This is a genomic window from Kribbella sp. NPDC049227 (assembly GCF_043197265.1).
GTDB lineage: Bacteria > Actinomycetota > Actinomycetes > Propionibacteriales > Kribbellaceae > Kribbella.
The window spans coordinates 1169938-1188432 of sequence record NZ_JBICST010000001.1; the positions used below are offsets into that span (position 1 = coordinate 1169938).

Consider the following 18495-nt stretch of genomic DNA (forward strand, 5'->3'; position numbering starts at 1 on the left):
GCCTAAAGGCTAGTGACTGACCGCCTCCACAACCGAATCCTTTGTTCGCACCAGGAGTACGGCGGCGATCGCGGCGGTCACCACGCCGGTGATCCCGCAGGTCACGAACGTCATCCGGGTCCCGAGCGCCGCGCCGAGGAGACCACCCAGGGGAAGCGCGATCAGACTGCAGCCCCGCACCGTGCCGCCCAGCGCCGCGACGACCCGCCCGCGGACGTGTTCGGCGGTCCGGGTGACGATGAGGGTGCTGCAGGCGGCGTTGAGCATGCCGCTGCCCGCTCCGACCGCCAGGCAGCCGATGGCCAGCGTGACCACGTCGTGCGACAGGCCCATGAGCACAACCGAACCGCCGATGGAGGCCATCCCGGCCAGGAGCGCCCGGGAACGGGACGCGCCGGTCACCAGGCGGCCGCTGACCCATGCTCCGACGATCAGTCCGGCTCCCTGCGTGGCCATCAGCCAGCCGTAGCCCGATGCGCCGAGTCCGACCTCGTCGGTGACCAGGAACACCTCCATGACGTTGACCGCCTCACCCGTCAGCACGAAGACCCACAGACACGTCACCAGGATCCGGAGCAGCGAGTCGCCGAACAGACTGCGCAGGCCGGCCATCAGTGCGCCGGGCTCCCGGACAGCGCCCGGCTCGGGGCGACGGCGGGTGGTGACCAGTCGGGCGACCAGGCCCAGGACGAGGAAGGTCAGGGCGTCGATCAGGAGGGCGCCGCGGTCACCGGACCAGCCGACCAGCACGCCTCCTGCGGCTGAGCCGACCAAGGTGGCGACGCCGATGAGCGCCTGGCTGGTGCCGGTGGTCCTGCCGACCAGATCGTCGCCGACGATGCGCGGGATGAGTGCGCCCCAGGCTGGTCCGGCCACGGCTTGACCGACCTGGAGGACGCAGACCAGCGCCAGGGTCTCGGCCAGGCCATGGCTGAAGGCCAGACCGATACCGGCGGCTGTCTGAAGCAGGGACGCCCAGACCAGGACGGTCCGCGAGTCGTGCCCGTCCACGATCCGGCCGGCGAACGGGATCATCACGACGGTCGGTACGGCGAACGCCAGCAGCAGGGCCGTGATTGCGCCGGGTCCGCCGTCGTGGGACACGCGCAGCATCAACGCGACCAACGCCACCGAGTCACCCGCGTAGGACAGCGCGCGGGCGGGCAGCACCAGCCGGATGTCGCGGAAGGACCAGATCGAAGTCTGAAGTGATTGCTTCATAGTTGTGAAGCTACTGCTTCATATTCCGGATCGTCAAGGGATTGGCTACGCTGACCTCGTGGCCAAGAAGAAGCGCGTGGTGATCTCCGATCCGCGGGCGATCCGCGCCCTGGCGCACCCGGCCCGGCAGCGGGTCATCGACGAGCTCTACAACGGCAGGGTGCTGACCGCGACCGAGTGTGCGGAGCTGGCCGGGCTGACCCCGTCGGCAATGAGCTACCACCTGCGGGCCCTGGAACGCTGGGGCATCATCGAGCGCGCCGAGGAGTCCGGCGACGGCCGGGAACGGCCCTGGCGGGCGTTGGCCGGCAGCCTGATGATCTCGTCGCAGGCGTCCAACGCGGGCCGGCTGGCCAGCCAGACGATCATGCGGACGACGGCGGACCGGGTTCTGGAGCAGTTCGAGGAGATGGCCTCCGACGACCCCTGGGACGACGTGAGTTCGCTCAGCCGGTCCCGGTTGTGGCTCACCCACGACGAGGCCAAGCGGTTCGGCCAGGAGCTGAGCGAGCTGGTCGACCGCTACAAGAAGGGCCGTACGCCGACCACCCATCCGGCCGCCGCCCGTCAGATCAGCACCCTGATGGCCGTCGTACCGACCGGGAAGCCGCCACAAGATAGCTGAACCGTTAGCTGCCTTCCCGCGTATCGAGGGGTACCTTCGAAAGAGAGGTCCTCTCCGCCGGCGGGTGGTCATATGGAGTCCTGGCTTTTGTGGTTGATCATCGCCGCCGTCCTCGGCACCGCCGAGTTGATGACGGCAACCCTCGATCTGCTCCTGCTCGCCGTCGCCGCGCTGGCCGCGGCCGGAGTCGCCGGGCTCGGCCTCGGGACCGGCCTGCAACTCCTCGCGTTCGCCGTCACGGCGGCCGCGATGATCACGCTGGTCCGGCCGGTCGCGCGACGGCACCTGAGATCGCACCCGCAGCTGCGGACCGGCGTCGCGGCGCTGATCGGGCGCGAGGCCGTGGTGCTGACCCCGTGCGGCCGCGATCCCGGCCGGGTCAAGATCGGCGGCGAGGAGTGGAGTGCCCGGTCGTACGACCCTGACCTGCTCATCCCCGCGGGCACCCGGGTCGACGTCTTCGCCATCGAGGGGGCCACCGCCCTCGTCCATCCTCAGGAGGATCCATGGCCGAACTGATCATCGGGCTGGTCGTCGCCGTACTCGCCGTCGTCCTGGTACTCCGGACGGTCCGGATCGTCCCGCAGGCGCGGGCCAGTAACGTCGAGCGCCTCGGCCGCTACCTGCGCACGCTCGAACCCGGGCTGAACGTCGTGATCCCGTTCATCGATCGGCCCCGGCAGCTGATCGACCTGCGCGAGCAGGTGATCTCGTTCGAGCCGCGGTCGGTGATCACCGAGGACAACCTGGTCGTCGACATCGACACGGTGCTGTACGTCCAGGTGACCGATCCCCGCGCGGCGGCGTACGAGATCGCCAACTTCGAGCAGGCGATCGAGCAGCTCACCGTCACCACACTGCGCAACGTGATCGGCAGCCTGGACCTGGAGAAGGTGCTGACGTCCCGCGAGCACATCAATTCCCAGCTCCGCGGCGTACTGGACGAGGCGTCGGGCAAATGGGGCATCCGGGTGAACCGGGTCGAACTGAAGGCGATCGACCCGCCGCCGTCGATCAAGGAGTCGATGGAGAAGCAGATGCGGGCGGACCGGGAGAAGCGGGCCGCGATCCTCACCGCCGAGGGCGTGCGGCAGTCCCGGATCCTGACCGCCGAGGGCGAGCGGCAGGCGGCGATCCTGCGGGCCGAGGGTCAGGCGAAGGCGATCGACACGGTGTTCGAGGCGATCCACCGCAACGACCCGGACCCGAAGCTGCTCGCGTACCAGTACCTGCAGATGCTGCCCGAACTGGCCAAGGGCCCGGGCAACACGTTCTGGGTGATCCCGTCCGAGGTCACCTCCGCGCTACAGAACGTCACCAAGGCGTTCAACGGCTATCTCCCGGAAATTCCTCCCGACACCAACGGCCACAGCCCTGAGAATCCCCTGAAATAGTTGCCTCGTCCCGTAATCGGTTGACCCCGGATGTCACTATGGGTGTATGGGGGAACCGTTGCACGCGCTCGCGATCATGGTCCCGACCGGCGGGGTGGCGATCGTCGCGTACCTGGTGGTCGGCCTTGTCATCGGCGTCGAGAGCATGGGGGTTCCGTTACCCGGTGAGACGACGCTGATCGCGGCCGCGCTGCTGGCGTCGCAGGGCAACCTGCACCTCGAGTTCGTCATCGCCGCGGCGGCCACCGGCGCGATCGTCGGCGACTCGGTCGGGTACTACATCGGCCGCAAGGCCGGCCGAAGCCTGTTCGAGCGGCTCGGCCGCCGGTTCCACCACTTCTCCGAGGACCGCATCGTCAAGGCCGAGAAGTACTTCCACAAGTACGGCGTCTGGACGGTCTTCTTCGGCCGGTTCGTGGCCCTGCTGCGGATCTTCGCGGGCCCGATGGCGGGCATGCTGCGGATGCCGTACCCCAAGTTCCTGGCCGCCAACGCGGCCGGCGGGATCGCCTGGTCGACCACGATCGGCATCGTCGCGTACAACATCGGCGACAACGCCGACAAGATCTTCGGCCAGCTGTCGGTCTGGGCCCTGGTCGTGCTCGCGCTCGCCGCGGTCGCGGCGTACACCTACTACCGGATCCGCCGCCGGCACCGGGAGACCGCCGCGGTGCGGGAGCCGGAGTCAGCGGACGTATAGCAAAAGGTGCTGCGTGATCGTCCCGCTCATCGACCGGCCGTACATCGTCGCGGCCGGCAGCACGAACCGGTAGGCGAAGGTCCCCGCCGAGCCCGCCCGGAACGTCCATGACGTACGGCCGTTGCGGATCGGTGTCTCCTTGACGCCGACCCACCTGCGCAGCACGCGGTTCCACACCTGCAGCGTCGCGGTCGAGCTCATGGCCGGCTTGATGATCGCGAACGCGGTGACGTTCGACCCGCGCTTCTTGACCGTCAGCCCGCCGGCGAATCCGGCCGACGCGACCCGGACCACGTTACGGACGTACGTCGGCCGGCTGGTCGACGTACTCGTGAGCAGACCGGGCTTGGTGTAGTTCGGCACCGTGACCGCGTACGGGCGGCTGCCACCGGTCGGAACCCCGACGTCGTAGTGCCCACCGGCCGTCGTCTTGCCGCGAGCCACCGGAGTCCAGCGGCCACCCGGAATCACCTGGGTGAGTACGACGATCGGCACGCCGGCCGGCGTGGCCCGCCGCTGGGTGCACGGCGTCTCGGGCTCGCACGCCACCTGTTGCAGGATGACCCGGCCGCGAGCGCGGATCGGCAGGCTGAACTGGGCCAGCCCTGGCATCGCCGCGGTGACCGAGCTGGTCAGGCCGAGCACCTGCCCGCCGAGCCGGGTGCTCCACTCGTTCTGCGTCCGGACCTGGAACACGTACGGCGGCTGGAGGCTGTTGATGACCTGGCGCGTCGACGTCGTCGCCGGGCCGATCGGCCGCAACTGCTCACCGGGCTTGCCGACCATCGGCACGTACTTCTGGGTGCGCGGTCCCTTCACGTCGAGCGGGTCGTTCGGGGTGAAGTCCTGTGGCACCACCGGCACCGTCCACTGCATCAGCGCGCCCGATCGGCCCGCCGGTGCCGCCGTCGCCGCGCTGGGCCCGACCGGACCGTCGGTGTCGAAGACGGGCGAGCGCGCGAGTTTGCTGGTCACACCACCCTGCGAGGTCCCGATGGCGACCGCCACCCGATAGTTCCCGTCCGGTGGGAAGGCCGAGGTCGGGATGTCCCAGCTGTTCGCATCGCCGGCGCCGACGTACTTCACGTACGACGGGCTCTCGCTGAGGACGCCCTCGATGGTGATCCGGTTCGGGGCGTTGTCGTCCTTCCAGCGGACCTGGACCGCGGTGCGGCCGTCACCGGACCAGCCGACCGCCACGTCGGTGGGAACCGGATCCGAGGAGCAGGCGGTCAGCAGTGCTGTGCCACACACCACCGCGAGCGCCGCGGCGAGCATCCGCCGCACTCCGACCACCTCGTCTCAGCTGCCTCACAACCGACTGCTGAACCATACCCAGATCAGCCCGCCGAGTCCGTAGGGTCGTTGCCGGATCGGTATGCCGGCGGTCAGGGCGTGGCGGTGCCGTGGACGGCGAGTGCGTGCTTGCGGAAGGCCCGGCGGGACAGCATCGGGACGAAGGAACGGACCAGCCACGGCGTGTGGCTGACGATCTCGGCGACGACCTCCGGATCTCCCTCGTACTGCATCATCCCCAGCACCAGCGGGAGGTCCGGCTTCCGGATCTCCTTGACACCTTCCTCCCCGAGCTGCAGCCACTCCTCCTCGGTGACGTTGCGGGCCGCGATCGGCAGCAGGCGCTCCTCCTCCGCCTCCAGATGCTCGCAGAGACCGAGGTAGAGCTCGTCCAGCAGCCGGGCGAGCTCGTCGCGCTCCGCCGGCCGCGCGGTGGAGCGCCACTGCGCACGCACCCGCTCGATGTCGTCCAGCACCGTCGCGACCCGCTCGTGCTGTGCCTCCATCAGGTGCACGATCGGCGCCAGCTCCTCCGGCACCCGCTCGAGCAGCTTCGGCCACAGCAGCCGGTCCTCGCCGGTGTGGTGGAGGTGGAGGAACCTGGTCACGAACTCCAGATGTGCACAGATCGTGCCGGCCCGGCCGGTGTCACCGTCCTCGACCGCGCGAACCAGGCCGGGCGCGAGGCGGAACTCGCGCCGCAGGAACGTGTGGACCACGATCATGTCGCGGGTGTCGATGACTTCGGTCGATCGTTCGGCTGCGGTCACGGCTGCTCTCCTTCGCGCGGATGCGGTGCGAGTCCACTCTGCGCGAGGCGTCTTGCAGGCGAATTGCACGCGGCTTGCACCGCCGTGCGCCCTATTCTGCGAATCATGCAGGTCCGGGTGCTCGGCGGCATCGAGCTGGCGGTCGACGGGTCGGTCGTCGACGTCGGCGGCCTGAAGCAGCGCGCGCTCCTGGCGATCCTGGTGACCGCCGACGGGCACGCCGTACCGGTGGAGCGGCTGGTCGACCTGCTCTGGGGACAGGACCCACCGGCGAAGGCGATGACCTCTCTGCACGCCTACATCGCGAGGTTGCGGCGGCTGCTCGAACCTGTGCGCGAACCGCGTGCGCCCGCCCGGGTGCTGGTGTCGCGGCCACCGGGCTACGCCTTGCTGCTCGACGGCATCGACGTCGATGCGCGACAGTTCACCGCTCTGCTGGCCGAGGCGTCGCCCTTGATCACCGCCGATCCGGCCCAGGCGGAAACACTCCTGCGGACCGCACTCGACCTCTGGCGGGGTGATGCCTTCGCCGACGTGGCCAGTACGACGCCCGCCATCCAAGCCGAGGCGGCTCGCCTGGAGGAGCTGCGGCTGGGCGCTGTCGAGGATCTCTGGGCAACCCGGCTCGCGCTCGGCGAGCACCGGCGCGCCGCACCCGAGCTCGAGCATCTCGTCGACTCACATCCGTTGCGCGAACGGTTGTGGGCACTGCTCGCGTTGGCCCTCTACCGGTCCGGACGGCAGGCCGATGCGCTGGACGCGTTGCGCCGGGCCCGCCGACGACTGGTCGACGAGGCAGGCCTCGACCCGGGCATCGAACTGCGCACCCTCGAAGACGCGGTCCTCCGGCAATCCCCCACCCTCGACCTTCCGGCATCCGCCGACTCCGTCGCACTGCCCGGCCGGGAGGAGCAACTGCTCGAGGTACGGCGGGCGATGGACGAGGCCACCGCTGGACGCGGCCGCGTCGTCCTCGTCAGCGGAGAGCCGGGCATCGGGAAGACGTCGCTGGCACAAGCGGTGGCAGCGAACGCGAAGGCAGCCGGCTTCCGGTGCGGATGGGGCGGCTGGGAGCCCGACGCGACTGCTCCGCTCTGGGGATGGCAGCAGGCTGCGGACCAGCTGTTCGGCGACATCGGCGTACTCCAGCTGACCGGCCCGGCGCCGATCGACGCGGCATCGTCGACCTTCCGGCTGGCCGGCACGGTCGTGGAGGCCTTGCGATCCGGTCCCGCATCGTTGCTCGTGCTGGACGACATGCACTGGGCCGATGCCGACAGCCTGCGCCTGCTGCGCCGGATCGCCGCCACGCTGGCCGACGTACCGGTCCTGCTGGTGGTCACCTGCCGGGACGCGGACGCGGACATCAGTACGGCGGTCGCCGAGGTCCTGGCTGCCCTGGCCCGGCTCGATCCGGTGCGGATCGGACTCGCAGGCCTGGACGAGGACGCGATCAGAGCACACGTGTCGCTCAACACCGGTGTCGAGGTCGACCGCCAGGTCGCCGCGGCCATCCGGGCCCGGACGGACGGAAACCCCTTCTACATCAATGAGTTCGTCCGATTGCTGACCAGCGCTGGAGACCTCTCCGACCCGGCGGCGCCGTCCTGGCGAGAGGTGCCCGGTGGGGTCCGCGACGTGGTTCGCCAGCGGCTGGCCCAGCTGCCGGACGACGCGGGCGAGATCCTGGCGGCTGCGGCGGTTCTCGGTCGATCGTTCGACCTCGACGTGGTCGTGGCTGCTGCGGGCGTGACAGCGAACGCGGTCGATGACTCTGTCGAGGCCGCGTTGCGGTGCGACCTGCTCGAGGAGGAGACACCGAGCCGCTACCGGTTCACCCACGCGCTCGTGCGTGACGCGATCTATCGATCGCTGCCCGCGCCCGCTCGCGCCCGGGCGCACGCGCGAGCCGCTCAGGCCTTGGAACGGCAGCGCATCGGCCATCTCGAACCCCATACGGCGCAACTGGCCGAGCACTACCGGCTCGCCGGATCCGTGCATGCGCGATCGGCCTGGACGTTCGCGAACCGGGCCGCCCGCCGGGCCGCCGAGCGCTCCGCGCACGACGAGGCACTGCGGCTGTTCCGGATGGCTGCCGAGCTCCAGGCCCAGGACCCGATGGCAACCGCCGAGGAGCGGGAGGCGGTGCTGACCGGCCTCGGCCGGGTCCAGCACTGGATGGCGCGTCCGATCGAGGCATGGGTCTCGCTCGCTGACGCGGCGCGCTCCGCACTCGCCCGCGGCGACGCCGTCGCGGCCGCTCAGGCGCTGCTCGTGATCAGCGAGCGCAACATCTGGACGTGGCGTGACTACGCCACGCCCGACGAGGTGGCGATCCGGCTGTGGGACCAGGTCCTGGCCGCGCTGCCGACCTCCGAGAGGCTGCTCCGGGCACACGTCCAGGCCGCTCTGGCCGTCGAACTCCTGTACCAGCCGGGGTCCGCCAACCGCGCGACGTCACTCGCGACCGATGCCTTGCTGACGACCAGGCAGGCCGGCTCACCACAACAGTTGCTCCCTGTCCTCCAACTGACCCACCTGGCCATGGAACGGCCCGACCTGCTCGACCGCAGGGCTGTGATCGCCGACGAACTCGTGATCCTGGCCGGACGGAACGACGACGTCGCCGGACTCGCCGCCGCGCTGTGCATGCGGGCCGTCGACCGGGCCGAGCGTGGCGCCTGGGAGCAAGCAGTCGCCGACATGCACCGTGCCGAGCGGATCGCCGCGCAGCACCAGTTCGTCCCGGTCCTGCTGATCGCCGGCTCGGCACTCGCACTCGAACGGCAGGCGGTCGGCGACTTCGCCGCTGCGGAGACTGCGCTCGAGCGCATCGTGATGTTGCAGTCGACGGTCTCGATGTCACCGGCGGCCCTCGGCATCGGCCAGTTGGCCACCATGCGCATGGTCCAAGGCCGGCTGGCGGAGCTGGAGCCGGCGCTGCGCGAAGCCGCGGTGCACCAGCCGGTCCTGCGCGACCTGCACGCGCTGGCCCTGATCGGATGCTCCCGCACCGACGAGGCGAGGATGATGCTCGGCGACTGGGCGGAGCAGCGCCCACTGCTCCGGGACTTCGCCTGGACCGGCCTCACGGCCATCCGGGCCCGGGTCTGGATCGCGCTTGACGATGCCACGGCGATCGCCGACCTGCGCGATCAGTTGACGCCGTACGCCGATCGCTTGGCGGTCGGAGGCATGGGCGCGTTCTTCCTGGGCAGCGTCAGCCACACCGTCGGACACCTCGCCCTCGCGGCCGGCGACCGCACCGCCGCGCGACAGCACCTGCGGGCCGCGCTGGAGATTCATCAGCGCCTGGGGCTGAAGCCTCACGCCGCTGCCACTGAGGCATTGCTGCGGCAAGTCGGGCAATAGCCGCGACCTCGTTGCCGGATCGATACGCCGGCCCTACCGTGAAGGAGCCGCAAGGGGGGAACCAGCATGGCGTTCATCGACACACCGTCCAACCGCGACTTCTTCGAGAGCAACCGGGCTCCGGCGGGTCACGTACCGAACTTCGTCACCACGTTCGCGGCCCGGCCGGCCGTGTACGACGCGTGGAAACAGCTCAACGGCGCGATCAAGGAATCCATGGACCTGCGCCGCTACGAGTTGGCCACGCTGGCCGCCGCGACCGCACTGAAGTCGAGCTACTGCAGCCTCGCGCACGGTCAGGTGCTGGCCGACAAGTTCTACACGTCCGAGGAAGTCGCGGCGCTGGTGGACGAGCCGCCCGCCGACCCGGTCGACCGCGCCGTGATGGCCTTCGCCCGCAAGGTCGCGCTGGCCGCCGACACGATCACCCAGGCGGACGTCGACGAACTGAAGGCCGTCGGACTGACCGACACCGACGTGCTCGACGTCGTCCTGGCCGCGGCCGTCCGATCCTTCTTCTCCAAGACCCTCGCAGCGACCGGCACCCCACCCGACGCCGCGTTCAACACCCTTCCCGAGGCCCTTCGCAAAGCCCTGACTGTCGGAGGGCCGATTCACTCGGGCTGATTGCCCGGCGAGCCGCCGAGGTGGAAGTTGCTGGTGACGCCGGCGTACATGAGGTGGGTCACCAGGCCCTGCGCGGCGTGCGGCAGGTTGTGGCAGTGGTCCATCCAGATGCCCGGGTTGTCGGCGACGAAGGCGACCTCGTACGTCTCGTCGTCCTCGACGTTCAGCGAGTCCGTCCACCACGGGCTGCCGGTCGCGGCTGTGCCGTTGCGACTCAGTACGACGACGTGGTGGCCGTGCAGATGCATCGGGTGGACCTGCCCGGACGTGTTCTTGATCGTCATCCGGACCACGTCGCCCTCGGTCACCACGAACATCGGCACATCCGGGAACTGGTGCCCGTTGATCGTCCACCACAGCCCCGGCTTCCCGTCGAAGAACCCGGGCCGCCGGCCGATGTTGTACTGGAAACTCCGGTCGGCCTTCGCCGGATCGAACTCGAGCCTCTTCGGCGAGCCGTAACCCAACAGGTCGACCCGGTCACGCGGCTCGGTGCCGGTCGGCGCGTTGCCGTCGCCGATCACCAGTGTGGTCGGTCCACCACCCAGGCCGATCCGCACGGCTGATCCCTGTGGCATCGTCACGTGCAGATCGATCCGGCCACCCGCGGTGACGAGCACGGTCTTGTTGCTCACGTCGGTCGGCGCGTTCACGTCGGTCCCGTCGACCGCCACCACCCGGTACGGCGCTCCGTCGACCCAGGCAGCCATCGGCCCGTTGTCGGTGTTGATGAGACGCACCCGGACCGTCGATCCCGGTGCCGCCACCCGGCGTTCGCCGTACCCGCCGTTCACGGTCCGGATCTTGTCGTACGTGTGCACGGCGGCGATCACGTCGGACGCACTCGGTTGCACGATCAGTACGCCGTACAGTCCCTTCTTCACCTGTTCGTGGGAGACCTGGTGCGAGTGGTACCAGTACGTGCCGGTGTCCTTGGCGACGAAGCGATAGACGAAGGACTGGCCGGGGCCGACCGCGTCCTGGGTGACGCCGGCGACGCCGTCCTCGGCGGCCGGTACGTCGACGCCGTGCCAGTGCAGGGTGATCCCCTCGGGCACGGACTCGTTGTGCAGGGTCACCTGGATCAGATCGCCTTGTTGTGCGACGATCTGCGGTCCGGGAGACGTGTGGTTCAACGTGTAGCCGTCCACCGGGCCACGCCCGGGGATCTCGAACTTCTCCTTGCGGGCGGTCAGATCCACCGCCACGTCAGGCGTCCCATCGGCAGGACCTTTGAGCGTGCTGACGTCCTGTCCGTGATGGGCGTGGACCACGGGGCCGCCACCGTAGTCGGCGTACCCCATGGTCATCGGGGAGAGGTCGTTCGGAACCAGGCTCCGCTGCCAGAAGAAGGCCAGTGGCGCCAGCACGGCCAGGGTCGCGGCGACAGCGATCAGCAGCCGGCGCCGCTCGGCCAGCTTTGTTGCCAAAGGCATCTAGGCGGCGGCCGTCGGCTCGGCGGCCGGCTCCCGGGTCCCGGCGGCCCGCCGGGCGGCGATGCCCGCGACGGCGGCCAGTGCGAAGGCGTTCAGGCCGTGCAGCGTCCCGATCACGGGTGCCACGCCGAACGACAGGAACGCGAGCACGATCTGCAGCGCGACCAGGCCGACCACGTAGAGCGCCCACCTGATTCCACCCTGGATCTTCGCGAAGAACGACACGATCAGCAGCAACAGCGCGAGGATCGGGATCACCATCATCCCGAACTGGCCGTGCAGCACGTGCCCGGTGTTGCCCTCGTAGTTCTTGTCGATGACCAGGCCGTCGTCCATGTCCTTGATCGCCGTGAACCAGCCGAGCGCGATGAACATCGCCTGCAGTACGACGCCGATGGCAACAAGACCGGCGAGTACCCGATATACGGACCTCATAGCTCTCCCCCAACCCCGGTTTTCCCCTTGAGCACATGGTGATCCCGGTCACCACACGGGCACAAGGGCTCTCGCCCGATCGGGCAACTATTGGTTGTTGCGGGCAAACGCGTGCTGCAGGCCGTGCAGGGTGAGCAACGGTTCGTGACGAACCGGGGTGGTCAGTTCGCCGGCCAGTAAGGGGGCGAGGGCACCGGTCAGCACCACCGGAGTCGAAGAATCAAGCGACTGCTCGGCACGAATGCGGCCGACCAGACCGTCGACCAGCGCCGCGAAGCCGTGGATCGCGCCCGACTGCAGCGCCTCGACGGTGTTCTTCGCGACGACTGCGCGTGGTCGGACGAGTTCGACCCGGCGCAACTGCGCGGCGGCCTGTCCGAGCGCGTCGGTCGCTGTTTCGATGCCTGGGGCAATCACTCCGCCGACGAACGCGCCGGCCGGGTTGACCACGTCGATGGTGGTCGCCGTACCGACGTCGACGACCAGGCAGGGCGCGCCGTACTGGTTGACCGCGGCAAGTGCGTTCGCGATCCGGTCGGTGCCGACCTCGCGCGGGTTGTCCACCAGCACCGGCAGCCCGGTCTTCACGCCCGGCTCGACCACCACGCCCGGCACGTGCGGGTAGTAGCGCGCGACCACGTCGCGGAGCTCGTGCAGCACATGCGGTACGGCGGAACACACAGCGACGCCGGACACGGGCGACTCCCCGGTCAGCAGTCCCTGCAGCAGGACCGCCCACTCGTCGGCCGTACGCCGGGGGTCGGTGCCGACCCACCAGTGCCGCTTGACCGTGCCGTCGAGCACCAGGCCGACCAGCGTCCTGGTGTTCTCGACGGCGACGGCGAGGAGCATCAGGATTCCCGCAGGTCCAGCCCGATGTCGAGCACCGGCGCCGAGTGGGTCAGGGCGCCGACCGCGAAGTAGTCGACCCCGGTCTCGGCCACGGCCCGGGCCTGATCCAGCGTGAGTCCGCCGGAGGCCTCCAGCCGGGCCCGGCCGGCCACCTTCTCGACCGCCTCGCGCAACTGCGGGACCTCCATGTTGTCGAGCAGGATCAGCTCGGCACCGGACTCGACCGCGATCAGCGCGTCGTCGACCGAGTCCACCTCGACCTCGACCGCGAGGTCCGGGTAGGCCTTGCGGACCAGACGGAACGCCTCCGCCACGCCGCCGGCCGCGACCACGTGGTTGTCCTTGATGAGCGCCGCGTCGGACAGGCCCATCCGGTGGTTCTTGCCGCCACCGCAGCGCACGGCGTACTTCTCCAGCGACCGCAGCAGCGGCATGGTCTTGCGGGTGTCGCGGATGACCACACCGGTCCCCTCGACCGCGTCGACCCAACGGCGGGTGAGGGTCGCGACGCCGGACAGATGGCACAGCAGGTTGAGTGTCGTCCGCTCGGCAGTCAGCAGCTGGCGCGTCTTGCCACGGATCGTCATCAGTACGTCGCCCTTGCGCACCGACGCACCGTCACGGACCGAGTACTCGAGCTCGATCTCTTCCGGGGCGGCCACCTGCCGGATCACCAGCTCGGCGACCTCCAGGCCGGCCACCACGCCGTCGGCACGCGCGACGAGTTCGGCCACCGAGATCTGGTCCGGGTCGACGGTCGCGACCGTGGTGACGTCGGCGCCACCGGCCAGGTCTTCCTCGATGGTGGCCCGCACCAGGTCACCGACCCACTGCCGATCGACGGCTTCATCCATGGTGAACATTCTCCTTGGTGTCGTGCGGGACGAACGTCGTACGCGGTCTCGCGGTCTCGCCCTCAGGCGGGAGGGTCAGGTCCAGACTGCCCGACCAGTTCCGGTCGTCGCGATCCGGGTGGTCCTCACGCCAGTGGGAGCCGCGGCTCTCCTCGCGCACGGTGGCCGCGGCGATCAGGGCGGACGCCACCGTGACCAGGTTGGTCGCCTCCCATCCCGGCGTACCCGGCTCGCCGGCCGGCTGCTCGACCAGCTTGGCGAGGGTCGCACCGGCCTCCGACAATCCGCCGGCACTGCGGATGACGCCGGCACCGACGGTCATCACCCGCTGCACCTCGTCGACAACGTCCGCGTCGACCAGGCCGGCGACGCGACTGTCGGCGACCGGCTCACGCAGCGGCGGGAGGCCGTCGGTGAGGTGGGCAGCGATCCGGCGAGCGAAGACAAGCCCTTCGAGCAGGGAGTTCGAGGCCAGCCGGTTGGCGCCGTGGACACCGGTGCATGCGACCTCACCGCAGGCGTACAGCCCCGGCACCGAGGTCTGGCCGTCCAGGTCGGTCCACACACCACCGGACGAGTAGTGACAGGCCGGCGCGACCGGGATCAGCTCACGCACCGGGTCGATGCCGTGCGAGCGGCAGGAAGCCAGGATGGTCGGGAACCGGACCCGCCACTTCTCGTCGCCGAAGTGGCGTGCGTCCAGGTAGACATGATCCTTGCCGGTGGCAAGCATCTGCCGCATGATCGCCTTCGCCACGATGTCGCGCGGGGCGAGGTCGGCCAGCTCGTGCTGACCCTGCATGAACCGATTGCCCTCGTGGTCGACCAGGAACGCACCCTCGCCGCGGACCGCCTCGGACACCAGCGGCTGCTGGCCTTTCGCGCTCTTGCCCAACCACAGCACGGTCGGGTGGAACTGCACGAACTCGAGGTCGCGCACCTTGGCGCCGGCCCGCAACGCCAGCGCCATGCCGTCGCCCGTGGAGACGCTCGGGTTCGTGGTGGCGGCGTACAACTGGCCGATACCGCCCGACGCCAGGATCACGACTCGGCTGCGGATCGCGCCGACGCCGTCCAACTGGCCCTCACCCATGACGTGCAGGGTGACTCCGGCGACGCCACCGTCCGCGGCGGTCAGCAGGTCGATGACGAGGGCGTGCTCGATCAGCCGGATGTCGTCGGCCCGCTTCACCGCGGCGACCAGCGCCCGCTCGATCTCCGCGCCGGTCGCGTCCCCACCGGCGTGCGCGATGCGGTTGCGGTGATGCCCGCCCTCCCGCGTCAGCGACAGGTCTCCGTCGGCCAGGGTGTCGAACCGCGCGCCCAGCTCGATCAGGTCTCGCACCGCGTCCGGTCCCTCGGTCACCAGCGCCCGTACGGCGTCCGGATCGCACAGTCCGGCGCCGGCGACCAGGGTGTCGTGCAGATGGTCCTCGGGCGAATCCTCCGGGCTGAGCGCGGCGGCGATACCACCCTGGGCCCACTGGGTCGAGCCGGAGGCGACGACATCCTTGGTCACCACCAGGACAGTGCCGAGCTCACGGGCCTTCAGTGCGGCAGTCAGTCCGGCGATGCCGGAGCCGATCACCACCACGTCGACGGTGTCGGTCCAGCCGGGCTCCGGCGCGGACAGCCGTTGCGGGACAGCAGGAGCGGTCATCCAGCGACCGTATCAATCGATTTCACCTGAGCGTGATGGAAATGTTGTCAATGAGACGGGTCAGACCGACGCGGGCGGCGATCAGCATGCGGGCCTCGCCGGGGCCGATCACCGGGCCGAGATCCGGTGCGCGCAGGGCGAGATAGTCGATCTTCACCGACGGCACCGCCTCCAGTTCGGCCTGGGCGGCGGCCATCACGGCGTCCGGACCGTTCATGCCGGCCTTCGCCCCCGCGGTCAGGGCGCGGTACAGGACCAGCGCTTCGTCACGCTCGGTCTCGTCCAGGTAGCGGTTGCGTGAGGACAACGCGAGACCGTCGGGCTCGCGCACGGTCGGCACCGGCACGATGTCGACGTCCCAGTCGAGGTCGCACACCATCTCGCGGATCAGCGTCAGCTGCTGGTAGTCCTTCTCGCCGAACAGGGCCAGGTCGGGCGCGGTCAGGTGCAGCATCTTCGCCACCACCGTCAGTACGCCGGCGAAGTGGCCCGGCCGGACCATGCCCTCGAGTTCGTCGGCCAGCGGGCCGGGATGGACGGTGATGGACGGCTCGTTCGGATACAGCTCGTCGCGGGACGGATTGAAGACCAGGTCGACGCCTTCGTTCTTGGCGACCGCCAGATCGCTGGCCAGCGTGCGCGGATAGCGGTCGAAGTCCTCCGACGGCCCGAACTGCAACGGGTTCACGAAGATCGTCAGCACCACACTGCCCTCGGGCCCGACCCGCTCGCGCGCCTCGGCCAGGAGCGCCGCATGCCCCTCGTGCAGGGCGCCCATCGTCATCACCACCGCCCGGGGCCGGACTGCCGCTGCCGCCCGCAGTTCGGCCTTCGTCTGGGTGAGTCTCATCGCGGTGCCTCCCCTGTCCGATACCGCTCCAGCACCTCGTCCGGGTCGCTGACCCGGTGCCCCTTCAGCACCTCGTAGAACGCTTGCGCCGTCTCCGGGGACAACCGTCCGTCCGCTGCCGCCAACTCCACCGTCGCCCTGGCCAGTTCGGCGTACGTGCCTGCCGTCCGGTCCGGGAGTACGGCCAGATGAGCTGCCACCGTGTCGACATCGCCCCGGGCGATCGGCCCGGTGAGCGCATGATGACCGGATCGCAGCGTGTTGTCGAGGGTTGCGGTCACCAATGGCCGAAGCGTTGCGGCCGGATCCGCGACGCCCGCTTCCCGCAGTACGGCGAGGGCCTGGGTAACCAACGTTGTCAGGTGGTTCGCGCCGTGCACGAGACCCGCGTGGTACAGAGCGCGGTTCTCCTCCGCCACCCACTGCACCTGCGCACCGAGCAGCTTCACCAACCGCTCGACCATCGGCCGGGCCACGTCCGGAGCGGTCGCCGTGAACAGCACGTCGTCCAGGCTGACCGGGTCGTCCCCGGTGAACGTCATCGGCGGATGGAGCGAGACCGGAGTCGCCGGCAGACCCTGCAGTGGCGTGAGCCCGTGCGTCCCGGACAGATGGACGACGTACTGGTCGCTGGTCAAGGGAAGTCCGGCGGCGACCTCGCGGATCAGGTCGTCAGGTACGGCGACCAGGACCACGTCGGCGCGTTCAGTGACCTCACCGGGTGTCAGCACCGGTACGTGCGGAAGGAGCCGGGCGGCGCGTTCGCGTGACGCGCTCGACCGTGCGGTGACGCCGACCAGGGGATGCCCGGCGGCCGCCAAGGCTGCTCCCACGGCGGTCCCGGCCCGGCCGGCTCCGATCAAGCCGATCCGTTCCATCTTCACTCTTTTCGTTCCAGTCCCGCGGTCGGGTACCAGACGATCCATTCGCCAGCCTAGGTGATGAGAGCATGGCGTGGTGAGCGATGACTGGGCCGCGCGGAGCGGATTGACCGCGATTCTGATCACAGTCCCCGAGTTGGCGGCGTACACCGATCGCTGGCGTTCGGCGTCCCGCTCGAGACTTCGGCCGCAGGTCCCGCTGACCGAGCTCATCCCGCCGCACGTCAGTGTGCTGGTGCCGTGGGTCGCCGAGCCCGCGGACGCCGATGTGGAGCGGCTGACAGCTGTGCTGGCGAAGGTCGAGCCCTTCGAGCTGAGCTTCCCCACGGCGGGGCAGTTCCCGAACGGGACGGCGTGGCTGCGGCCGGAGCCGTTCGACACTGTCCGTTCCCTGGTGCAGACGGTCTACGAGGCGTTCCCGGACTGCCCGCCGTACGGCGGTGAGTTCCTGGACCCGCATCCGCACCTGACCATCGCGTCGTCCACCGAGGGCGGCCCGAATGTCGTCGCCGAGGCTCAGGCCGCGCTCACCGAGGAGGCGGCGCCTGTCGTGCAGCTCACCGAGGTCGGACTGTGGCGGGAGGGCGTGGACAGCGTCTGGCGCCAGTTCGGTGCGGTCCCGCTGGGTGCATGACGACATTCCGGGAAGGCTGGCACACGGCGCTCTACGGACCGGACGGGTTCTACCGGCGCGAACGGCCTGCTGCGCATTTCCGTACGTCGGTGCACGCGTCAGAGCTCTTCGGACAAGCGATCGCCCGGCTCGCTCGCGCGGTCGGCGCTGACGAGGTCGTCGACATCGGTGCGGGCTCCGGCGAACTGGGCAAGGTCCTCCGCGCCGAAGGCCTCTCCGTCCTGGACATCGAACTCGACGACGAACTGCCGGCGTCCCTGACCGGTCTGGTCGTCGCCAACGAATGGCTGGACAACATCCCCTGCGACGTCGCCGAGCTCGACGAGGACGGCGTACCGCGATACCTCCTCGCCGACCTCTCCCCCGGCAATGTTGTCGACGGCAACGATCTCGCCTGGCTGCACACCTGGTGGGCCCTCCACGAACCAGGAGACCGCGCCGAGATCGGCACCACCCGCGACCAAGCCTGGGCAGACGTCCTGCACCGCCTCACCGACGGCGCCGTCGCCTTGGCCATCGACTACGGCCATCTCCGCGCCGGCCGCCCGCCGTACGGCACTGTGACCGGCTTCCGTGACGGCCGCGAGTGCGACCCGTTCCTGGACGGCTCCTGCGATGTGACAGCCCATGTGGCCCTGGACTCGCTCGGAGGCTCCCTGCTGCTCCAGCGAGACGCTCTGAGAGCCCTCGGAGTGAGTGCGGCCCGTCCGAGCCTGGAGCTGGCTCAGACGGACCCGCTGCGCTACCTGTCCGAGCTGTCGTCAGCCGGCGAGGCCGCTGAGCTGCTGGACCCGTCCGGGCTCGGTGGCTTCGGCTGGGTCTGGACTGCGAGCGGCGACGACACCGTACGGCGTGCTTCACGGGCCCTGTCCGCCTGATCCTGAAGCA

The 18495-nt window shown here is 69.7% G+C and carries 18 protein-coding genes; 8 read left to right on the plus strand and 10 right to left on the minus strand.

What is annotated here, in order from left to right:
- Nucleotides 1-9 precede the first annotated feature (9 nt).
- On the minus strand, nucleotides 10-1221 hold the full coding sequence (locus ACGFH6_RS05880; RefSeq protein WP_393380842.1) for an MFS transporter: 1212 nt from the start codon (nucleotides 1219-1221) through the stop codon (nucleotides 10-12).
- Between the two features lie 58 nt (nucleotides 1222-1279).
- Between ACGFH6_RS05880 and ACGFH6_RS05885 the strand changes: the two genes are divergently transcribed.
- The 4 genes from ACGFH6_RS05885 (at nucleotide 1280) to ACGFH6_RS05900 (ending at nucleotide 3940) form a co-directional block, all read left to right on the plus strand.
- The gene (locus tag ACGFH6_RS05885) at nucleotides 1280-1846 is read left to right on the plus strand and encodes an ArsR/SmtB family transcription factor (protein WP_393380843.1); all 567 of its coding nucleotides are present in this window, start codon (nucleotides 1280-1282) and stop codon (nucleotides 1844-1846) included.
- Between the two features lie 72 nt (nucleotides 1847-1918).
- Nucleotides 1919-2365, plus strand: coding sequence for an NfeD family protein (locus ACGFH6_RS05890; protein WP_393380845.1), 447 nt, complete (start codon nucleotides 1919-1921; stop codon nucleotides 2363-2365).
- Entirely contained in the window at nucleotides 2353-3240 is an 888-nt protein-coding gene (locus tag ACGFH6_RS05895; RefSeq protein WP_393380846.1) for an SPFH domain-containing protein, read from the plus strand. Before ACGFH6_RS05890 ends, ACGFH6_RS05895 begins: the two co-directional genes overlap by 13 nt.
- 46 nt (nucleotides 3241-3286) lie before the next feature.
- A complete protein-coding gene (locus ACGFH6_RS05900; RefSeq protein WP_393380848.1) occupies nucleotides 3287-3940 on the plus strand; it encodes a DedA family protein in 654 nt (217 codons plus the stop codon).
- On the opposite strand, the gene ACGFH6_RS05905 is transcribed toward ACGFH6_RS05900, so the two are convergent.
- Entirely contained in the window at nucleotides 3926-5218 is a 1293-nt protein-coding gene (locus ACGFH6_RS05905; RefSeq protein WP_393381161.1) for a hypothetical protein, read from the minus strand. The genes ACGFH6_RS05900 and ACGFH6_RS05905 overlap by 15 nt on opposite strands.
- 110 nt (nucleotides 5219-5328) lie before the next feature.
- The gene (locus ACGFH6_RS05910; protein ID WP_393380849.1) at nucleotides 5329-6006 is read right to left on the minus strand and encodes a hemerythrin domain-containing protein; all 678 of its coding nucleotides are present in this window, start codon (nucleotides 6004-6006) and stop codon (nucleotides 5329-5331) included.
- A 105-nt stretch (nucleotides 6007-6111) separates the two neighbouring features.
- Here ACGFH6_RS05910 and ACGFH6_RS05915 point away from each other — a divergent pair, with 105 nt between their 5' ends.
- Nucleotides 6112-9378: a BTAD domain-containing putative transcriptional regulator gene (locus ACGFH6_RS05915; protein ID WP_393380850.1), complete on the plus strand. Its 3267-nt coding sequence runs from the start codon at nucleotides 6112-6114 to the stop codon at nucleotides 9376-9378.
- 66 nt (nucleotides 9379-9444) lie between these two features.
- Nucleotides 9445-10005 carry a carboxymuconolactone decarboxylase family protein gene (locus tag ACGFH6_RS05920; RefSeq protein WP_393380851.1) on the plus strand — a complete coding sequence of 187 codons (561 nt, stop codon included), beginning with the start codon at nucleotides 9445-9447 and terminating at the stop codon, nucleotides 10003-10005.
- Here ACGFH6_RS05920 and ACGFH6_RS05925 read toward each other — a convergent pair.
- The 7 genes from ACGFH6_RS05925 to ACGFH6_RS05955 all read right to left on the minus strand — a co-directional run bounded on the left by ACGFH6_RS05925 (nucleotide 9993) and on the right by ACGFH6_RS05955 (nucleotide 17018).
- Nucleotides 9993-11441 (minus strand): multicopper oxidase family protein, encoded by a 1449-nt coding sequence (locus ACGFH6_RS05925; protein WP_393380853.1) that lies wholly within the window; start codon nucleotides 11439-11441, stop codon nucleotides 9993-9995. The two genes, ACGFH6_RS05920 and ACGFH6_RS05925, sit on opposite strands and share 13 nt — an antisense overlap.
- Nucleotides 11442-11876, minus strand: a complete 435-nt coding sequence (locus tag ACGFH6_RS05930; RefSeq protein WP_393380855.1) for a hypothetical protein — start codon at nucleotides 11874-11876, stop codon at nucleotides 11442-11444.
- An 87-nt stretch (nucleotides 11877-11963) separates the two neighbouring features.
- Nucleotides 11964-12728, minus strand: a complete 765-nt coding sequence (locus ACGFH6_RS05935) for a type III pantothenate kinase (protein WP_393380856.1) — start codon at nucleotides 12726-12728, stop codon at nucleotides 11964-11966.
- Complete coding sequence (gene nadC / locus ACGFH6_RS05940) at nucleotides 12728-13582, minus strand: carboxylating nicotinate-nucleotide diphosphorylase (protein ID WP_393380858.1); 855 nt, start codon at nucleotides 13580-13582, stop codon at nucleotides 12728-12730. The genes ACGFH6_RS05935 and nadC overlap by 1 nt, the downstream gene beginning before the upstream one ends.
- Nucleotides 13575-15242 (minus strand): L-aspartate oxidase, encoded by a 1668-nt coding sequence (locus tag ACGFH6_RS05945; protein WP_393380859.1) that lies wholly within the window; start codon nucleotides 15240-15242, stop codon nucleotides 13575-13577. Before ACGFH6_RS05945 ends, nadC begins: the two co-directional genes overlap by 8 nt.
- A gap of 22 nt (nucleotides 15243-15264) precedes the next feature.
- Nucleotides 15265-16092, minus strand: coding sequence for a pantoate--beta-alanine ligase (gene panC, locus ACGFH6_RS05950; protein WP_393380860.1), 828 nt, complete (start codon nucleotides 16090-16092; stop codon nucleotides 15265-15267).
- Nucleotides 16089-17018 (minus strand): Rossmann-like and DUF2520 domain-containing protein, encoded by a 930-nt coding sequence (locus ACGFH6_RS05955; protein ID WP_393380861.1) that lies wholly within the window; start codon nucleotides 17016-17018, stop codon nucleotides 16089-16091. The genes panC and ACGFH6_RS05955 overlap by 4 nt, the downstream gene beginning before the upstream one ends.
- A 31-nt stretch (nucleotides 17019-17049) precedes the next feature.
- On the opposite strand from ACGFH6_RS05955, the gene ACGFH6_RS05960 reads away from it, so the two are divergent.
- Both ACGFH6_RS05960 and ACGFH6_RS05965 read left to right on the plus strand, forming a co-directional pair.
- Entirely contained in the window at nucleotides 17050-17607 is a 558-nt protein-coding gene (locus ACGFH6_RS05960) for a 2'-5' RNA ligase family protein (RefSeq protein ID WP_393380863.1), read from the plus strand.
- Nucleotides 17604-18485, plus strand: a complete 882-nt coding sequence (locus ACGFH6_RS05965) for an SAM-dependent methyltransferase (protein WP_393380865.1) — start codon at nucleotides 17604-17606, stop codon at nucleotides 18483-18485. The genes ACGFH6_RS05960 and ACGFH6_RS05965 overlap by 4 nt, the downstream gene beginning before the upstream one ends.
- Nucleotides 18486-18495 lie beyond the last annotated feature (10 nt).